Source organism: Arthrobacter sp. NyZ413 (assembly GCF_049390645.1).
Taxonomy (GTDB): Bacteria; Actinomycetota; Actinomycetes; order Actinomycetales; family Micrococcaceae; genus Arthrobacter.
This window is the reverse complement of sequence record NZ_CP155434.1, coordinates 2,825,145-2,840,008: the sequence shown is the minus strand read 5'-3', so window position 1 is coordinate 2,840,008 and position 14,864 is coordinate 2,825,145. Positions and strand designations below refer to the sequence as shown.

At 63.7% G+C, this 14,864-nt stretch carries 14 protein-coding genes and 2 tRNA genes; 12 read left to right on the top strand and 4 right to left on the bottom strand.

Annotated features, from left to right (window positions below):
* The first annotated feature begins 40 nt into the window (after window positions 1-40).
* The 5 genes from ABCW42_RS13265 to ABCW42_RS13245 all read left to right on the top strand — a co-directional run bounded on the left by ABCW42_RS13265 (window position 41) and on the right by ABCW42_RS13245 (window position 3,724).
* Complete coding sequence (locus ABCW42_RS13265) at window positions 41-817, top strand: fumarylacetoacetate hydrolase family protein (RefSeq protein WP_423181674.1); 777 nt, start codon at window positions 41-43, stop codon at window positions 815-817.
* Between the two features lie 125 nt (window positions 818-942).
* Window positions 943-2,463 (top strand): glutamate--tRNA ligase, encoded by a 1,521-nt coding sequence (gene gltX, locus ABCW42_RS13260; protein WP_423181673.1) that lies wholly within the window; start codon window positions 943-945, stop codon window positions 2,461-2,463.
* 12 nt (window positions 2,464-2,475) lie between these two features.
* On the top strand, window positions 2,476-3,189 hold the full coding sequence (locus tag ABCW42_RS13255; protein ID WP_423181672.1) for an HAD family hydrolase: 714 nt from the start codon (window positions 2,476-2,478) through the stop codon (window positions 3,187-3,189).
* A 201-nt stretch (window positions 3,190-3,390) separates the two neighbouring features.
* Window positions 3,391-3,462 (top strand) — tRNA-Gln (locus ABCW42_RS13250).
* 189 nt (window positions 3,463-3,651) lie between these two features.
* Window positions 3,652-3,724, top strand: a tRNA-Glu gene (locus ABCW42_RS13245).
* 114 nt (window positions 3,725-3,838) lie between these two features.
* Here ABCW42_RS13245 and ABCW42_RS13240 read toward each other — a convergent pair.
* Entirely contained in the window at window positions 3,839-4,390 is a 552-nt protein-coding gene (locus ABCW42_RS13240) for a DUF1697 domain-containing protein (protein ID WP_423181671.1), read from the bottom strand.
* Window positions 4,391-4,426: 36 nt separating this feature from the next.
* Entirely contained in the window at window positions 4,427-5,146 is a 720-nt protein-coding gene (locus ABCW42_RS13235; protein ID WP_133204403.1) for an IclR family transcriptional regulator, read from the bottom strand.
* A gap of 112 nt (window positions 5,147-5,258) precedes the next feature.
* Between ABCW42_RS13235 and leuC the strand changes: the two genes are divergently transcribed.
* Together leuC and leuD are read left to right on the top strand one after the other, a co-directional pair.
* Window positions 5,259-6,713: a 3-isopropylmalate dehydratase large subunit gene (gene leuC, locus ABCW42_RS13230; RefSeq protein WP_423181670.1), complete on the top strand. Its 1,455-nt coding sequence runs from the start codon at window positions 5,259-5,261 to the stop codon at window positions 6,711-6,713.
* A 9-nt stretch (window positions 6,714-6,722) separates the two neighbouring features.
* Window positions 6,723-7,325, top strand: a complete 603-nt coding sequence (gene leuD / locus ABCW42_RS13225; protein WP_423181669.1) for a 3-isopropylmalate dehydratase small subunit — start codon at window positions 6,723-6,725, stop codon at window positions 7,323-7,325.
* 212 nt (window positions 7,326-7,537) lie between these two features.
* On the opposite strand, the gene ABCW42_RS13220 is transcribed toward leuD, so the two are convergent.
* Entirely contained in the window at window positions 7,538-8,479 is a 942-nt protein-coding gene (locus ABCW42_RS13220; RefSeq protein ID WP_423181668.1) for a hypothetical protein, read from the bottom strand.
* A gap of 202 nt (window positions 8,480-8,681) precedes the next feature.
* Between ABCW42_RS13220 and murA the strand changes: the two genes are divergently transcribed.
* From murA to ABCW42_RS13200, 4 genes are read left to right on the top strand one after another with little or no spacing between them, the layout of a single operon-like run.
* On the top strand, window positions 8,682-10,007 hold the full coding sequence (gene murA / locus ABCW42_RS13215) for a UDP-N-acetylglucosamine 1-carboxyvinyltransferase (RefSeq protein WP_423181667.1): 1,326 nt from the start codon (window positions 8,682-8,684) through the stop codon (window positions 10,005-10,007).
* A gap of 11 nt (window positions 10,008-10,018) precedes the next feature.
* On the top strand, window positions 10,019-10,807 hold the full coding sequence (locus ABCW42_RS13210; RefSeq protein WP_423181666.1) for a lysophospholipid acyltransferase family protein: 789 nt from the start codon (window positions 10,019-10,021) through the stop codon (window positions 10,805-10,807).
* Window positions 10,804-11,856 carry an NAD(P)H-dependent glycerol-3-phosphate dehydrogenase gene (locus ABCW42_RS13205; protein ID WP_423181665.1) on the top strand — a complete coding sequence of 351 codons (1,053 nt, stop codon included), beginning with the start codon at window positions 10,804-10,806 and terminating at the stop codon, window positions 11,854-11,856. The genes ABCW42_RS13210 and ABCW42_RS13205 overlap by 4 nt, the downstream gene beginning before the upstream one ends.
* Before the next feature lie 17 nt (window positions 11,857-11,873).
* On the top strand, window positions 11,874-13,040 hold the full coding sequence (locus ABCW42_RS13200; protein WP_423184890.1) for a D-alanine--D-alanine ligase family protein: 1,167 nt from the start codon (window positions 11,874-11,876) through the stop codon (window positions 13,038-13,040).
* 99 nt (window positions 13,041-13,139) lie between these two features.
* Here the strand turns inward: ABCW42_RS13200 and ABCW42_RS13195 are convergent, their stop codons facing one another.
* On the bottom strand, window positions 13,140-13,646 hold the full coding sequence (locus tag ABCW42_RS13195) for a DUF3515 domain-containing protein (RefSeq protein WP_423181664.1): 507 nt from the start codon (window positions 13,644-13,646) through the stop codon (window positions 13,140-13,142).
* A gap of 141 nt (window positions 13,647-13,787) precedes the next feature.
* Here ABCW42_RS13195 and thiL point away from each other — a divergent pair, with 141 nt between their 5' ends.
* Window positions 13,788-14,861: a thiamine-phosphate kinase gene (thiL, locus tag ABCW42_RS13190; RefSeq protein ID WP_423181663.1), complete on the top strand. Its 1,074-nt coding sequence runs from the start codon at window positions 13,788-13,790 to the stop codon at window positions 14,859-14,861.
* Window positions 14,862-14,864: the final 3 nt, after the last annotated feature.

Below are 14,864 nucleotides of genomic sequence, written 5' to 3'. Positions count from 1 at the left end.
GGGCGCCGACCGGCTACTCCCGGACGGTAGGGTAGGAGCCATGCGTATCGCCCGGTTTGTTGTTGATTCTGATCCCGTCTACGGCGTCGTCGAAGGTGAGCCCGGCAGTGAGTTTGTCACTGCGATCCACGGGGATCCCTTCTTCAACGGTGTTGAGCGGACTTCCGTCCGCCACAAGCTTGAGGACGTTCGCCTCCTGGCGCCCATCATTCCCCGCAGCAAGGTCATTGGCGTCGGACGAAACTTCGCTGAGCACGCGAAGGAACTTGGCAACGAGGTGCCGCAGCAGCCGCTGCTCTTCCTGAAGCCGAATACCGCCGTGGTGGGCCCCAACGATCCCATCGTCCTTCCGGAATTCTCGGAGGAAGTCTCATTCGAAGCCGAACTTTGCGTCGTCATCGGCCGGATTTGCAAAGACGTGCCGGAGGACCGCGCCGACGACGTCATTTTCGGCTACACCTGCGGGAATGACCTCACCGCACGGGACGTCCAGAAGACCGACCTGCAGTGGGCCCGCGCGAAGGGCTTTGACACCTCGGCACCGTTGGGTCCGTGGATCGAGACGGAACTGGATCCTGAGGACCTGGCGATCAAGGGCTGGCTCAACGGCGAACTCCGCCAGGACGGCAGCACCAACCAGATGATCCGCGGCGTGCGCGAGCTCGTGTCCGTTGTTTCGCAGGCATTCACGCTGTTGCCCGGCGATGTCATCATGACTGGAACACCGGCCGGCGTAGGCCTCGTGCAGGAAGGCGACCGGTACGAGGTCGAGATCGAAGGCATCGGCCGCTTGTCCAACCCGGTGGTCCGCCGCTAGGCGACACTGCATGTAAGGTCCGACGGCGGCACCCGGCGGCGCGGTGAACGGAAAGCCGGGTGCCGCCGTCGGGCGCTTCCTCCGGCGAATTCCGGCAGGTTCCACGCGGTAAAGTTGGAACCACTATGACTACTGCTGCCACGTCGAACTCTTCAACTTCGTCAATTCCCGCCGTCAACGCCGAAACCCCTGTCCGCGTCCGGTTCTGCCCTTCGCCCACGGGAACCCCGCACGTCGGATTGATCCGTACGGCACTCTTCAACTGGGCGTACGCGCGGCACACGGGCGGCAAGCTGGTTTTCCGCATCGAAGACACCGATTCCGCCCGTGACAGCGAAGAGAGCTACCACCAGTTGCTAGAGGCGCTGAAGTGGCTCGGCATCAACTGGGACGAAGGCGTCGAGGTGGGCGGTCCCCACGAACCGTACCGCCAGTCGCAGCGCAGCGACATCTACCAGGACGTCATCGCCAAGCTGAAGGCCGGCGGGCACATCTACGAGTCCTACTCCACCCCCGAGGAAATTGAAGCCCGGCACCGTGCGGCCGGCCGCGACCCCAAGCTCGGATACGACGGATTCGACCGTCACATGACCGAGGAACAGCTCGCGCAGTACAAAGCCGAAGGCCGCCAGCCTGTGTTGCGCCTTCGCATGCCGGATGAAGACTTGACCTTCAACGACCTCGTCCGCGGTGAAATCACGTTCAAGGCCGGTTCCGTGCCGGACTTCGCCGTGGTGCGCGCCAACGGTGCGCCCTTGTACACCCTGGTGAATCCAGTGGACGACGCCATCATGGGAATCACCCACGTCCTCCGCGGCGAGGACCTGCTCAGCTCGACCCCGCGGCAGATCGCCCTCTACCGCGCCCTGTACGCGATCGGTGTGGCCGAGTACATGCCGGAGTTCGGCCACCTTCCCTACGTCATGGGCCAGGGCAACAAGAAGCTCTCCAAGCGCGATCCCGAATCCAGCCTGTTCCTTCACCGCGAGCGTGGCTTCATCCGCGAAGGACTGCTCAACTACTTGTCGTTGCTGGGATGGTCCCTCAGCGCGGACGAGGACATCTTCACGGTCGAACAGCTCGTGGAGCATTTCGACATCCACGATGTCCTGGGCAACCCGGCGCGCTTCGACCTCAAGAAGGCCGAAGCCATCAACGGCACCCATGTCCGTATGCTGACGCCCGGGGACTTCCGGGAGCGGCTTGTCCCGTACCTGCGCACCGCCGGTTTCGTGGGTGAGATCCTGACCCCGCGCGAGGAGGAGATCCTCGCCGAAGCGGCACCCCTGATCCAGGAACGGATCACCCTTTTGGGTGAAGGGCCGGAAATGCTCGCCTTCCTGTTCAAGGGCGACGACAAGATCGACATCGCCGAGGACGCCCGCAAGGGCCTTCCCGAGAATCTGGGCGAGGTGCTCGACGCAGCGCTGGCAGCCTTGGAGCCCGTGGAAGACTGGAGCGCCGAGGGTATCCAGACGGCGCTCAAGCAGGCACTCGTCGAGGATCTCGGCATCAAGCCGCGCCTCGCGTTCGGCCCGGTCAGGACCGCCATCTCGGGCCGCCGCATCTCGCCGCCGCTCTTCGAATCGATGGTCATCCTGGGCAAGGAATCCTCGCTCACGCGTTTGCGTTCGTTCCGCGGCTAGACCAGGCAAACCGTGAGCAGCACATTCCACGCTTCGTTTGGCACGGTCAAAGGTGTCTTGTTCGACATCGACGACACCTTGGTGGACCTCGAGTTTGCCATGACCACCGCATTGCGTAACGTCAGCGAACATCTCCTGCCCGGCCTTGACCAGGCCGGGTGGGAGAAGTTCGGCCGCATCTTCACGCACGAGACCACTCATTTCTACGACCGCTACCTCGCGGGTGAATTGACCTTCAACGAGCAGAGGCTCCTGCGGGGACGGGCGGCATTGGGTCATTTCGGCGTCGAACTCAGCGGCGAGGAATCCCACGTGTGGCTCAACGACTACGCCCTCCTGCAGCCCAGCCTGGTGAGGGCTTTCAGCGATGTCGCGCCGATCCTCGATGCGCTTGACGCGGCTGGGATCCCATACGGTGCCGTCAGCAACAACGTTCACGATTACCAGCGGGTCAAGCTCGACAGCGCCGGGCTCGAACGCGTCTCGGTGCTGGTCGGGACCGACACCGTCGGGGTGCCCAAGCCGGACCCCGCCATCTACCTCGAAGGCGTCCGACGCCTTGGCACCGATCCGGCCGAGACCCTTTTCGTGGGGGACAACCGGCTGCTCGACGCAGACGGCGCCACCGCGGCGGGATTGCTCGGTGTTTGGCTGAACCGGACCGGGGAAGTCGTCGTCGATTTCAAGGGCACCGAAATCGACTCCTTGTCCCGATTGCTTGCCTGAACAGTTGAACCCGGCCGCACCAGGTGCTGCCCGGGTTCAACTGGAGCGGAAGCTGTCGGATGTGATGCAGCCAACAGGGCTTTTGCCCGACGCGGGTTCCTCTCGATTTGTGCGCATCGAAAGTCTCGGGTAGAGTAATTACTCGTGCTGAGGGGCACGGAGGGAAGGTTTAGGCCTGAATATCCGGCCTAAAAGCGCCAATGGGATATGGTGTAATTGGCAACACTACGGTTTCTGGTACCGTCATTCTAGGTTCGAGTCCTGGTATCCCAGCTCTGAATAATTCGGGTATTTGCCCGATAATTCAGGAGTTTCGAAGAGGTCCGCCGATTTGAAACGAAAGGGAATGTGTGAAATACTCATTCAGCTTGAATGGCGGAAACGGTGTTCGAGTAGAGAAATAAGGTACGGCCAGAAATAAAGTACGGCCAGAAATAAAGTACGGCAAGAAGTAAAGTGCAAGGCCCCATCGTATAGCGGCCTAGTACGCCGCCCTCTCACGGCGGTAACGCGGGTTCGAATCCCGCTGGGGTCACAAATTCCCCCGGAAACCCAAAGGGTTTCCGGGGGTTTCTTTTTTCCGAAGCTTTCTTTTTGCCCGAAACCCACTTGGTTGCGGGGTACTTACCCTTTTGGCGCCTTCACGGGCTTACAGCGCCGCTGCCGCGTCCCGGACTTTGATGAGGGTGCGCAGGTTCCTGGTAGTGGTGCTCACCTTGTAGCGGGCTTTCGAGGAGAGCTTGCTGAAGGGGCTGTCCAACGTTCCTCCGGCGGGAGCTAGCCATGCCGTGGCTTCGGGACCGAGCCGGACCTGCTCGACGCCGCCATTGCCAGGCTCTCCCAGTGCCGCTCCTGCGTCGAACAGTTCATCGAGCATGGCCGTATCCGAAGCCAGCGTGACGTAGCTGTGCGTCGTTTTGTCGTCGGCAGGATAGGGACAAACGTCTACCAGCTCGGCGAGCCTGCCGGCAGGGAGGACGACGACCCAAGCGTCATAGCCGAAGGTGTCCCTCAAGCATTTTTCAAAGGTTTCTTTGACCTGTGCGGCGTCCAATTCGCTTTGAAGCACGACGTTGCCGCTGGCCAGGAGGGTTTTGACGCCCGTGAAAGGGCAGGACGCGAGGGCAGCCTTCAGGTCGCCCATTTTGATGTTGATTCCGCCAACGTTGATGCCGCGGAGGAATACCGCAAAGCTGTTCATGCGCCAACCCTACTGGCAATGGCTGGCTGCACGGCTTTAGTCGTTGTTCTTCCGCAAGGCTTCGGTCAGGACGCGGGCAGCGTTGCACACTACTTCCGCGTGCAGCCGGCCAGGTTGGCGGGTAAGGCGTTCGATCGGACCCGAAATGGACACGGCGGCGATGACGCGGCCGGAAGGTCCGCGCACTGGTGCGGAGACTGAGGCGACCCCCGGTTCCCGTTCGCCGAGGCTCTGTGCCCAGCCCCGGCGTCGAACTCCCGCGAGGACCGTCGGCGTGAAACGCGCATTCTGGAGCCCGTCCAAGAGGCGGTCGTGGTCCTCCCAGGCGAGCAGGATCTGGGCGGCGGAACCTGCCTTCATGGACAGTTGGGTGCCTACAGGGATGGTGTCTCGCAATCCGATGGGGCGTTCGGCGGAAGCAACACACACTCGCCAGTCGCCCTGGCGGCGGAAGATCTGCGCGCTTTCACCGGTCGCATCGCGAAGTTGGACGAGAACGGGTCCGGCCGAGGCAATCAGCCGGTCCTCTCCCGCCGCGGAAGCGAGCTCGACAAGGCGGCTGCCAAGGACAAAACGGCCTTGGATATCCCGGCTGACAAGGCGGTGGTGGACGAGGGCCAGGGCCAGGCGGTGCACGGTCGGGCGTGCCAGTCCCGTAGCGGCCACGAGCTGCGCGAGGGTGGTGGGTCCCGCCTCAAGTGCGTCGAGCACTTGGGCCGCTTTATCGATGACGCCGACTCCACTAGAATTGTCCATGTAATGATATTGCCGTCTCAATATCTGAGATGCAAGTTGTTTCGCTGGCGCCGTTCGACGCGCTGATGTTCAGTTGAAGTAGTCAAGCCAACCGCACTGAAGGGAGCAGGCCGTGGGAAAGACACTGGCCGAAAAAGTCTGGGACGCGCACGTTGTGCGCAAGGGCGATGGTGAAGGAGCCAACGCCCAGCCGGATCTTTTGTTCATCGACCTGCACCTCGTGCACGAAGTCACCTCGCCCCAGGCCTTCGAGGGCCTGCGGCTCGCCGGCCGCCCCCTGCGCCGGCCGGACCTCACCATCGCTACCGAGGACCACAACACTCCGACGCTGGACATCGACAAGCCGATTGCCGACCTCACGAGCCGGACCCAGATCGAGACCCTGCGCCACAACTGCAAGGAGTTCGGCGTCCGCCTGCACTCCTTGGGCGATGCCGAACAGGGCATCGTGCACGTCGTCGGCCCGCAGTTGGGCCTCACCCAGCCTGGCATGACCGTTGTCTGCGGCGACTCCCACACGTCCACCCATGGCGCGTTCGGTGCGCTCGCGATGGGCATCGGAACGTCCGAGGTGGAACACGTCATGGCCACCCAGACGTTGTCGCTCAAGCCGTTCAAGACGATGGCAATCAACGTCGAGGGCACGCTGCGGCCCGGCGTGACAGCGAAGGACATCATCCTGGCCGTCATCGCCAAGATCGGCACGGGCGGTGGCCAGGGCTACGTCCTGGAATACCGTGGCTCCGCCATCCGGGCTTTGTCGATGGACGCCCGCATGACCATTTGCAACATGTCCATTGAAGCCGGTGCCCGCGCGGGCATGGTCGCTCCGGACCAGACGACGTATGACTACATGCAGGGCCGTCCCCACGCTCCGCAGGACGCCGATTGGGACGCAGCTGTGGAGTACTGGAACACGCTCCGCACCGACGACGATGCGCGCTTCGATGTTGAGGTGGACCTCGACGCCGACACACTGGAGCCCTTCGTGACGTGGGGTACCAACCCGGGACAAGGTGTCTCCCTGTCCGCCGAGGTCCCTTCTCCGGAAGACTTCGGCGACGAGAACGCCAAGCTCGCGGCCGAGCGCGCCCTGCAGTACATGGGACTTGAGGCCGGTACGCCCATGAAGGACATCCGGGTGGACACCGTCTTCCTGGGTTCGTGCACCAACTCCCGCATCGAGGACCTCCGCGCGGCGGCCGACATCATCCGCGGCCGGGAAAAGGACCCCAAGGTGCGCATGCTCGTAGTTCCCGGCTCCGCCCGGGTCCGCTTGGAAGCCGAAGCCGAGGGCCTCGACAAGGTCTTCAAGGAATTCGGTGCGGAATGGCGCTTCGCCGGTTGCTCGATGTGCCTCGGCATGAACCCTGACCAACTCGAACCGGGGGAGCGGTGCGCCTCCACGTCGAACCGCAACTTCGAAGGACGCCAAGGCAAGGGCGGGCGGACCCACCTGGTATCGCCGGTTGTTGCCGCTGCAACGGCCATCCGGGGAACGCTCAGTTCGCCGTCGGACCTCGAACCCGTCGCGGTCCCGGCATCCACCACCACCGACGCCGCCTAGGAGGATCCCATGGAAAAATTCACCACCCACACCGGTATCGGCGTCCCGCTGCGCCAGAGCAACGTCGACACTGACCAGATCATCCCTGCGGTGTACCTGAAACGGATCACCCGCACCGGCTTCGAAGACGCCTTGTTCGCCGGTTGGCGGAAGGACGAATCCTTCATCTTGAACCAGGAGCCCTTCAGCGCGGGTTCCGTGCTCGTGGCCGGCCCCGACTTCGGGACGGGATCTTCCCGTGAACACGCAGTCTGGGCGCTGAAGGACTACGGTTTCAAGGCCGTGCTGTCCTCCAGGTTCGCGGACATCTTCCGCGGCAACTCGGGAAAGCAGGGACTCCTGGCGGCCCAGGTGGCCCAGGACGATATTGAACTCATCTGGAAGGTGCTCGAAAACGCTCCCGGCACCGAAGTCAAAGTGGACCTCGTTTCCAAGACGGTGGAATGCGGCAACGTCGTGGCCCCGTTCGACATCGACGATTACACGCGGTGGCGCCTCCTCGAAGGCCTTGACGACATTGGACTGACGCTCCAGCACGAGGAAGACATCATGGCGTACGAGGCCACGAGGCCATCCTTCAAGCCGAAGACCCTCCCCGCGCGGACGCAGTAACATCCTGCCGGCCGTTCGTCGCGGCACGGATGCTCCGCTTCTTGAAAGGACAGGCGCACCCGAAGCATCGGGTGCGCCTGTCCTTTTTTGGGCACTTGCGGCGCGGAACTTTGCGGTGCAGAACTTTGGGGTGCGGACCTTTGGGGCACGCGGCCGAGGGCAGTAGGACCCGGGGCAACGGGCACCTTGTGCGATGTGGGTTTGCCGGATGTTCATGGCCTGATCCCGGCGTTGCGCAGTTTGTGGAGCAATTCGGCCGGATCCTTTGCAGCGGGCCACATCCATCGGACCACTGTCAGCCCTGTTGCGCGTAGCCGATCCTCACGGATCTTTTCCGCTTCCAGTACGTCTTCGGGAGTCCTTCCGGCCAGATATTCGCCTCGGCTGTATTTGGCCCAGCCATCGAATTCGCCCACGACGCCATGGTCCGGCCAGTAGAAGTCCGAGTAGCCGATGAGCCCGTCGGAGTCGTGGTGCGGCTCCTGGATCCGGGGCTTTGGAAGACCCGCTTGGATCATGACGGCCCGGCTGAGGGACTCGCCCGACGAGCCGGATCGGGGATCAGCCGCGGCGAGGACCCGGTGGGTTCGCTGCTGCTTTGCGTTGCTCAGGGTGCCAAGCGTGGAACGTATCCCGTCGCCGAATTCCTCCGGAGGCCGTCCCGTCCTCTGCCAAAACAACGCTGCACGGTCCACGGCCGGCAGTGATCCGGTCAATGGCAGTCGAATGGCGAGATCCCTGATGGTCCGGTCCTCGGAAGTCACCAGCAAGCCGTCCACGCGGGCTATTTCTGTATCTCCTATGCCTGCTGTCCGGCGCCGGATGCCGTTCTTGGACCTGCCCCCGCCGCGGCCAGGGAAGACCAAGGTTTCCACTTCGTCCGGGACGTCGACGAGTGGGAGGTCCCACAAAGCCGCCGCTGACTGGCCGCAAAAGACCGGCGGCTTGCGGGCGGCGTCGTTGACGGCCTGGATTTTGACCCGGAATCGTTCCCACGGTTCTAGATCCACCCAACGGTCCGGAGGACGGTACAGCCCACGTCGGATCCGCACGAGCTCTCCACGCCGGGCCGCCCTCGCGACGGTGCGACTCCCGTGGTCGTCGTCGGGGTTGGAGTACGGGGTGACCCAGGTATCGGGCCTGAAGGGTGCCATGCCTCCAGCCTCTGGCGTGAAACCCGCGGTGGCCAGCCCGCCGTCGTCGTATGTGGAAAACCCCGGTTACGCGAACACCGGCACCCCGCCCCACCGCAACCCGCCTCGGCACGATGCATTTCGAATCGGTAACGCCAGCTTTTATGCTTAGCTTGAGCCTTCGTAAGTGTGGGGGCATCAACGTGTGAGGAAACCGGTATAGATGAGTAGTGTCCTGACAATCCGCGGCGGAGTCCCTTTGACCGGCCGTGTCACCGTCAGAGGTGCCAAGAACCTTGTTCCCAAGGCCATGGTTGCTTCCCTCCTCGGCAACGAACCCTCGGTGCTGCGGAACGTCCCGGAAATCAAGGACGTGGAGGTCGTCACCAGCCTTTTGCAGCTCCACGGAGTGACCGTCGAAAAGGACCCGGTGACCGGCGATCTCACGCTGGACCCGAAGGGCGCCAAGACCGCGTCAAGCACGGCAATCGACGCACACGCGGGCGACTCCCGCATTCCGATCCTCCTGTGCGGCCCGCTGATCCATGCGATCGGCGAAGCATTCATCCCTGACCTCGGCGGTTGCAAGATCGGTGATCGGCCCATCGACTACCACCTGAATGTCCTGCGCCAGTTCGGTGCCGTCGTCGAGAAGCGTCCCGGCGGGATCCACATCTCAGCGCCCAAGGGGCTCCACGGCGCCAAGATCTCCCTGCCATACCCATCGGTCGGAGCCACGGAGCAAGTCCTCCTGAGCGCTACGCGTGCAGAGGGAATTACTGAACTCAGCGGTGCAGCCACCGAACCTGAAGTCGTCGACCTCATTGCGGTGCTGCAGAAAATGGGCGCCATCATCAGCGTCCAGACGGACCGCACTATCAGGATCGAAGGGGTCAAGGACCTCGGCGGCTACGACCACAGGGCCTTGCCCGACCGCAACGAATCGGCCTCATGGGCGTCGGCCGCACTTGTAACGCGAGGAGACATCTTCGTCGAGGGTGCGTCGCAGCGGGACATGATGACCTTCCTCAACACCTACCGCAAGGTGGGCGGGGGCATGGACATCCGCGAGGACGGCATCCGGTTCTACCACCCCGGCGGCAAGCTCAGCCCGCTCGTCCTCGAAACGGACGTGCATCCGGGCTTCATGACGGACTGGCAGCAGCCTTTGGTGGTTGCCTTGACGCAGGCCGAAGGCGTTTCGATCGTGCATGAAACGGTCTACGAGAACCGTTTCGGGTTCACCGACGCCTTGGCCCGCATGGGCGCGACCATCCAACTCCACCGCGAGTGCCTGGGCAGCGTGCCGTGCCGCTTCGGCCAGCGCAACTTCCTGCATTCCGCCGTGATTTCGGGACCGACTCCACTCAGGGGCACCGATATCGACATCCCCGATCTCCGCGGCGGATTCAGCCACTTGATCGCCGCGCTCGCCGCGACGGGCACCTCAAGGGTGACCGGGATCGACATCATCAATCGCGGCTACGAGCGCTTCACCGAAAAACTGGCCGCCTTGGGCGCCGATTTCGACATCAACGACGCCAAGTAACGGGGGATACCTTGAAGGAATCGGCCCAGAGCCGTGCCATGTTCGCTGTTCTCGCAGGCGTTGCGCGTCCGCTGATGAACCTCTTGATGGCGAAAAAGTGGGAAGGGACGGAGAAGCTCCCCGCCGGGGGCTTCATCGCCGCCCCCAACCACTGCACCGAGATCGACCCCGTCGTCGTAGGGCACATGCTCTACAACAACAAGCGCCCGCCGCACTTCCTCGCGAAGGCCGGTCTCTTCAAGGCGCCCGTCCTGGGTTCGTTGCTGCGTGCCACCAACCAGATTCCGGTGGAGCGTTCGACGACGGGTGCGAACCGATCGTTGCAAGCCGCCCAGGCGGTGGTTGATTCCGGGGGAGCGATCATCATCTATCCCGAGGGAACACTGACCCGCGATCCCGACTTGTGGCCGATGAAGGGGCACACGGGCGCAGCGCGCCTGGCTATCAAGACCGGAGCCCCGGTAGTGCCGATCGCCCATTGGGGTGCCCATGAGGTGTTCCCTCGATACGCGAAGCGCCTTTATGTCTTCCCCCGGAAGACTTCGAGGATCCTGGTAGGGGACCCCGTGGACCTCAGCGCGTTCAGGGACCGGCCCATGGACCGCACCACCCTGATGGAGGCAACGGACGTCATCATGGACGCCATTACCGAACTGCTTGCCACTTTGCGGGGGGAAGAACCGCCTGCCGAACGTTGGGACCCTGCGGCACATAACCAGTCCAAGCACGGTCGCTTTGAGAGCCAGGGATCCCAAGCCGGCGACTCCGCCGAGCGCAACGGCACGGACGGGCCGAAGTGACCGCTGGCGAATTGCTTGCTGCTGACTCCGCCGTTGTCGCGGTGCTTGGCGCCGGTTCGTGGGGTACTACTTTCGCGAAGGTCCTGGCCGATGCCGCCACGGCAACCGGGGTGCGGCGGGACATCCGGATGTGGGGCCGGCGGAGCGAGGTTGTTTCCCAAATCAACGCGGAGCACCGTAACGAGCAGTACTTGAAAGACGTTGCGCTTCCCGAGTCCATCACGGCATCAACGGATGTTTCCAAGGTGTTGGACGGCGCGGGAATCGTGATTCTGGCTGTCCCCGCCCAGTCGCTCAGGCTGCAGCTACGGGAATGGAAGCCGTTTGTTGCGCCGGGAGCTGTGGTGGTGTCCCTCATGAAGGGCTTGGAACTCGGTACGGATTCGCGCATGAGCCAGGTCATTTCGGAGGAACTGGGTATTCCGCACGAGCGGGTCGCCGTCATTTCCGGTCCCAACCTGGCCATGGAGATCGCACGCCAGGAGCCAACGGCCTCCGTTGTGGCGTGCAGCGACGAGCCCACCGCCGCCGCAATTGCGCACTGCTGCACGGCGCCCTACTTCCGCCCTTACACGAGCAATGATGTGATCGGCGTCGAAATCGGCGGGATCGTGAAGAACGTGATCGCCCTCGCCGTCGGCATCTGCGAAGGCAAGGAGATGGGGGACAACACCAAAGCCTCGGTGATTACCCGGGGCCTCGCGGAGACGACGCGCCTGGCCTTGGCGCTGGGCGGCGAAGCACACACCATGGCCGGCCTCGCCGGCCTCGGAGACCTCGTGGCCACCTGTTCTTCGCCTCTGTCCCGCAACCACACGGCAGGCCGTCTGCTCGGGCAAGGCCTGACGCTCGAGCAGGTGGCCGAGCGCATGACGCAAACCGCGGAAGGCATCAAATCCGGGTACGCTGTCTACGAACTGGCCGGGAAACTCGGTGTGGAAATGCCGATCACAGCCGCAGTGGTAGCCGTCCTTGAAGGCAAATTGTCCGTTGATCAACTTGGGCCCACACTCTTGGCCCGATCCCTGAAGTCCGAAGGCGATTACTGACCGTGACCAATGAATCCATTTCCGCCGCTACCGCCGAGCCTGCTGGCGCGGCGGCCACCGCGAGCCCGGCTGAAAGCAACCGCCCACGCGTCGCGATCTTGTTCGGGGGCAGGTCCAGCGAGCACGCGGTGAGCTGCGTGACGGCGGCGGGAGTCCTGGGGGCCATCGACCAGGAAAAGTACGACGTCATTCCGATCGGGATCGCCAAGAGCGGCCAATGGGTTATTCCCTCCGGCGACGTCAGCCAGTGGTCGCTAAGCGCTTCGTCCTTGCCGGAAGTAGGTCCCTCCGCGAAGACCGTCACGCTCGCCGAGGTTGGCGGATCCCACCAGCTCATTGTCACGGCTCCGAACGCCGTGCCCGAGGAACTGGGTGCCGTCGACGTCGTGTTCCCCCTCCTGCACGGTCCCTGGGGCGAAGACGGCACTATCCAAGGACTCCTGGAGCTCTCCGACACCCGATACGTCGGCGCCGGAGTCCTGGCGTCCGCCGTCGGGATGGACAAGCACTTCATGAAGGTCGTCTTCGAAGCGGCCGGCTTGGCCGTAGGTCCCTATGTGGCCGTCACGGACCGGGAATGGATGAACGACGCCGAAGCGGTTCGCAAGCGTGTGGACCGCCTCGGTTTCCCCGTGTTCGTGAAGCCGGCCCGCGCGGGCTCGTCCATGGGCATTTCCAAAGTGGATTCCATGGAGGGGCTGGATGCCGCCATCGAGGAAGCCCGCAAGCACGATCTCAAGCTTGTGATCGAGGCAGGTATTGTTGGCCGGGAAATCGAATGCGCCGTGCTCGAGGGCCGCGGTACTGACGCGCCCCGCACGTCGATGCCCGGTGAGATCGCAGTCGCTCCCGGCGAACATGAATTCTACGATTTCAACGCCAAGTATGTGGAAGACGGCGCAGCTGCGCTGAGTTGCCCCGCGGACATCCCGGAAGATGCCATCGCGCGTGTCCGCGAGCTCGCCGCGGCGGCGTTCGACGCCGTCGGTGCTGAAGGCCTCAGCCGTGTGGACTTTTTCTATACGCCCGAGGGCGAGCTCATCATTAACGAAATCAACACGATGCCGGGGTTCACGCCCAAGAGCATGTATCCGCAGATGTGGGCGGCCTCGGGCTTGGCCTATCCGGAACTGATTGACGAACTCATCTATTTGGCTCTCCACCGGAAAACCGGCCTGCGCTAGCAGCGGTCCCCAGGAAGCAGTTCCTCCGCGAGCAGTGGGGCGTCCCCTGGCGGCGGAGTGCAGCCGCCCGCAGCTGCACTCCGGACGGCCCGGCGTCGGCTACTTGCTGGTCGGCAGGCCCTGCAGCAGCTCCGGCTGGCCCACGCACTTGCGGACGGCTTTGATCTTGGCCGCCGCCGGTGCGAGGTCGGCGAGGACTGTGGCGGAGCTGATCTTGTTCGGATCCATCAGGATTTCGGTCGCTGGTTCGCGCCCGTAAGTGGTGAGCGTCCAGACGGGGTCGCCTTCCTTGATGACCCAGTCGACGTCGTTGACCGTGACGCAACGGTCCGTGGTGGGGCCCGGTATGTTGACACCGCATCGGAGGATCAGCACCGACGGGTCTCCCCATGCGGCCGTGGCCTGGCTGTTTGTGTTCCGCAGGGACGCGTCGCCCACCTTGTCGGGGAGGGCCACCATCATGGGCGCACACGCGGGATTGGCGGCATCGGAAGCCGCCTGGACATCGACGGCGGGTGTACAGGCTGACAGGCCAAGGAGCGAAACCGCGGCGGCCGTCACGGTACAAAGGGCGCGGACGTACACGGCGGTTTTCGTTTGTTGCATTAGTCAAGCGTATCGCGGCTGCGTGGCTCCGGAATCTCGGCGGAGGCGCAGCATCCCATATCCCGTTCGGGCATGGCCAGTCACATCCTGTCCGGCAACATCGTCCCGTTCGTTGTCGGTGGTTCGCGATAGCGTAGAGCTGTGTCCAGAGAAGAACTGACTGTTGCCGAGCTGTCCGAGGGGGAGCTCCTTGCACGCATATTTCCGCGACTGAACAAGCCACTGAGCAAACCCCTGAACAAGCCACTGAACAAGCCCCTGAACAAGCCACTCAACGCTGGCGGCAGCCTGCTGCTCGGACCGGGGGACGACGCCGCCGTCGTCGCAGCTCCGGATGGACGGACGCTCATTTCGATCGACACGCAGACCCAGGACCAGGACTTCCGCCTGGAATGGAACAACGGGTACCGGACCACCGGGTACGACGTCGGCTGGAAGTCGGCGGCGCAAAACCTCAGCGATATCAACGCGATGGGCGGAACCGCTTTGTCGCTCGTGGTGAGCTTGACCATGCCGCCCGGAACTCCGGTGGCGTGGGTCGAAGACTTTGCCGACGGGCTGACCGCCGGCATAGCAGGCCTCGGAGCCGCCGATTGTTCGGTGGCAGGGGGAGACCTCGGCCGCGGCCGCGAACTCGCCGTGACCGTCGCGATCGTCGGCACCATGCACGGACTTCCCGCGGTCCTGCGCTCAGGTGCGCGGGCAGGCGATTGCTTGGCCCTCGCCGGTACTGTCGGCCGCGCCGCCGCCGGTCTCGCGTTGCTTGAAAGCGAGGTGCCCGTGGCCGGGCTCACTGCCGTGCAGCGCGCACTCATGGACAGCCAGTGCCGTCCGAATCCGCCCTTGGCCGCCGGCCCGCAGGGCGCGGCCGCCGGCGCTACGGCCATGATGGATGTCTCGGACGGGTTGTTGCGCGATGGTTCACGGCTCGCGGCGGCAAGCGGCGTGATTCTCGACCTTGATCCGGTGGCCCTTAAATCACTTGCTGTCGCTTTGGAAGCCGCTTCCGCGTTGCTCGGAACCGATCCGATGGACTGGGTGCTTGGCGGCGGCGAAGACCACGGCCTGTTGGCGACTTTTCCAGCCAATGTTCAGTTACCTTCCGGCTTCACTGCGATAGGCTCGGTCCATGCCGTTGCCGAAGGGCAGCACAGCGGCGTCCGGATTGCCGGCATGCCCGCTGACACCGTGGGATGGGATCACTTTGCAGACTAAGAT

Bases quoted from the DNA above. Each gene is read 5' to 3' on its own strand.
- ABCW42_RS13265 (WP_423181674.1), top strand. From the start codon at position 41: ATGCGTATCGCCCGGTTTGTTGTTGATTCTGATCCCGTCTACGGCGTC.
- gltX (WP_423181673.1), top strand. From the start codon at position 943: ATGACTACTGCTGCCACGTCGAACTCTTCAACTTCGTCAATTCCCGCC.
- ABCW42_RS13240 (WP_423181671.1), bottom strand. From the start codon at position 4,390: ATGAACAGCTTTGCGGTATTCCTCCGCGGCATCAACGTTGGCGGAATC.
- ABCW42_RS13235 (WP_133204403.1), bottom strand. From the start codon at position 5,146: ATGGACAATTCTAGTGGAGTCGGCGTCATCGATAAAGCGGCCCAAGTG.
- leuD (WP_423181669.1), top strand. From the start codon at position 6,723: ATGGAAAAATTCACCACCCACACCGGTATCGGCGTCCCGCTGCGCCAG.
- ABCW42_RS13220 (WP_423181668.1), bottom strand. From the start codon at position 8,479: ATGGCACCCTTCAGGCCCGATACCTGGGTCACCCCGTACTCCAACCCC.
- murA (WP_423181667.1), top strand. From the start codon at position 8,682: ATGAGTAGTGTCCTGACAATCCGCGGCGGAGTCCCTTTGACCGGCCGT.
- ABCW42_RS13195 (WP_423181664.1), bottom strand. From the start codon at position 13,646: ATGCAACAAACGAAAACCGCCGTGTACGTCCGCGCCCTTTGTACCGTG.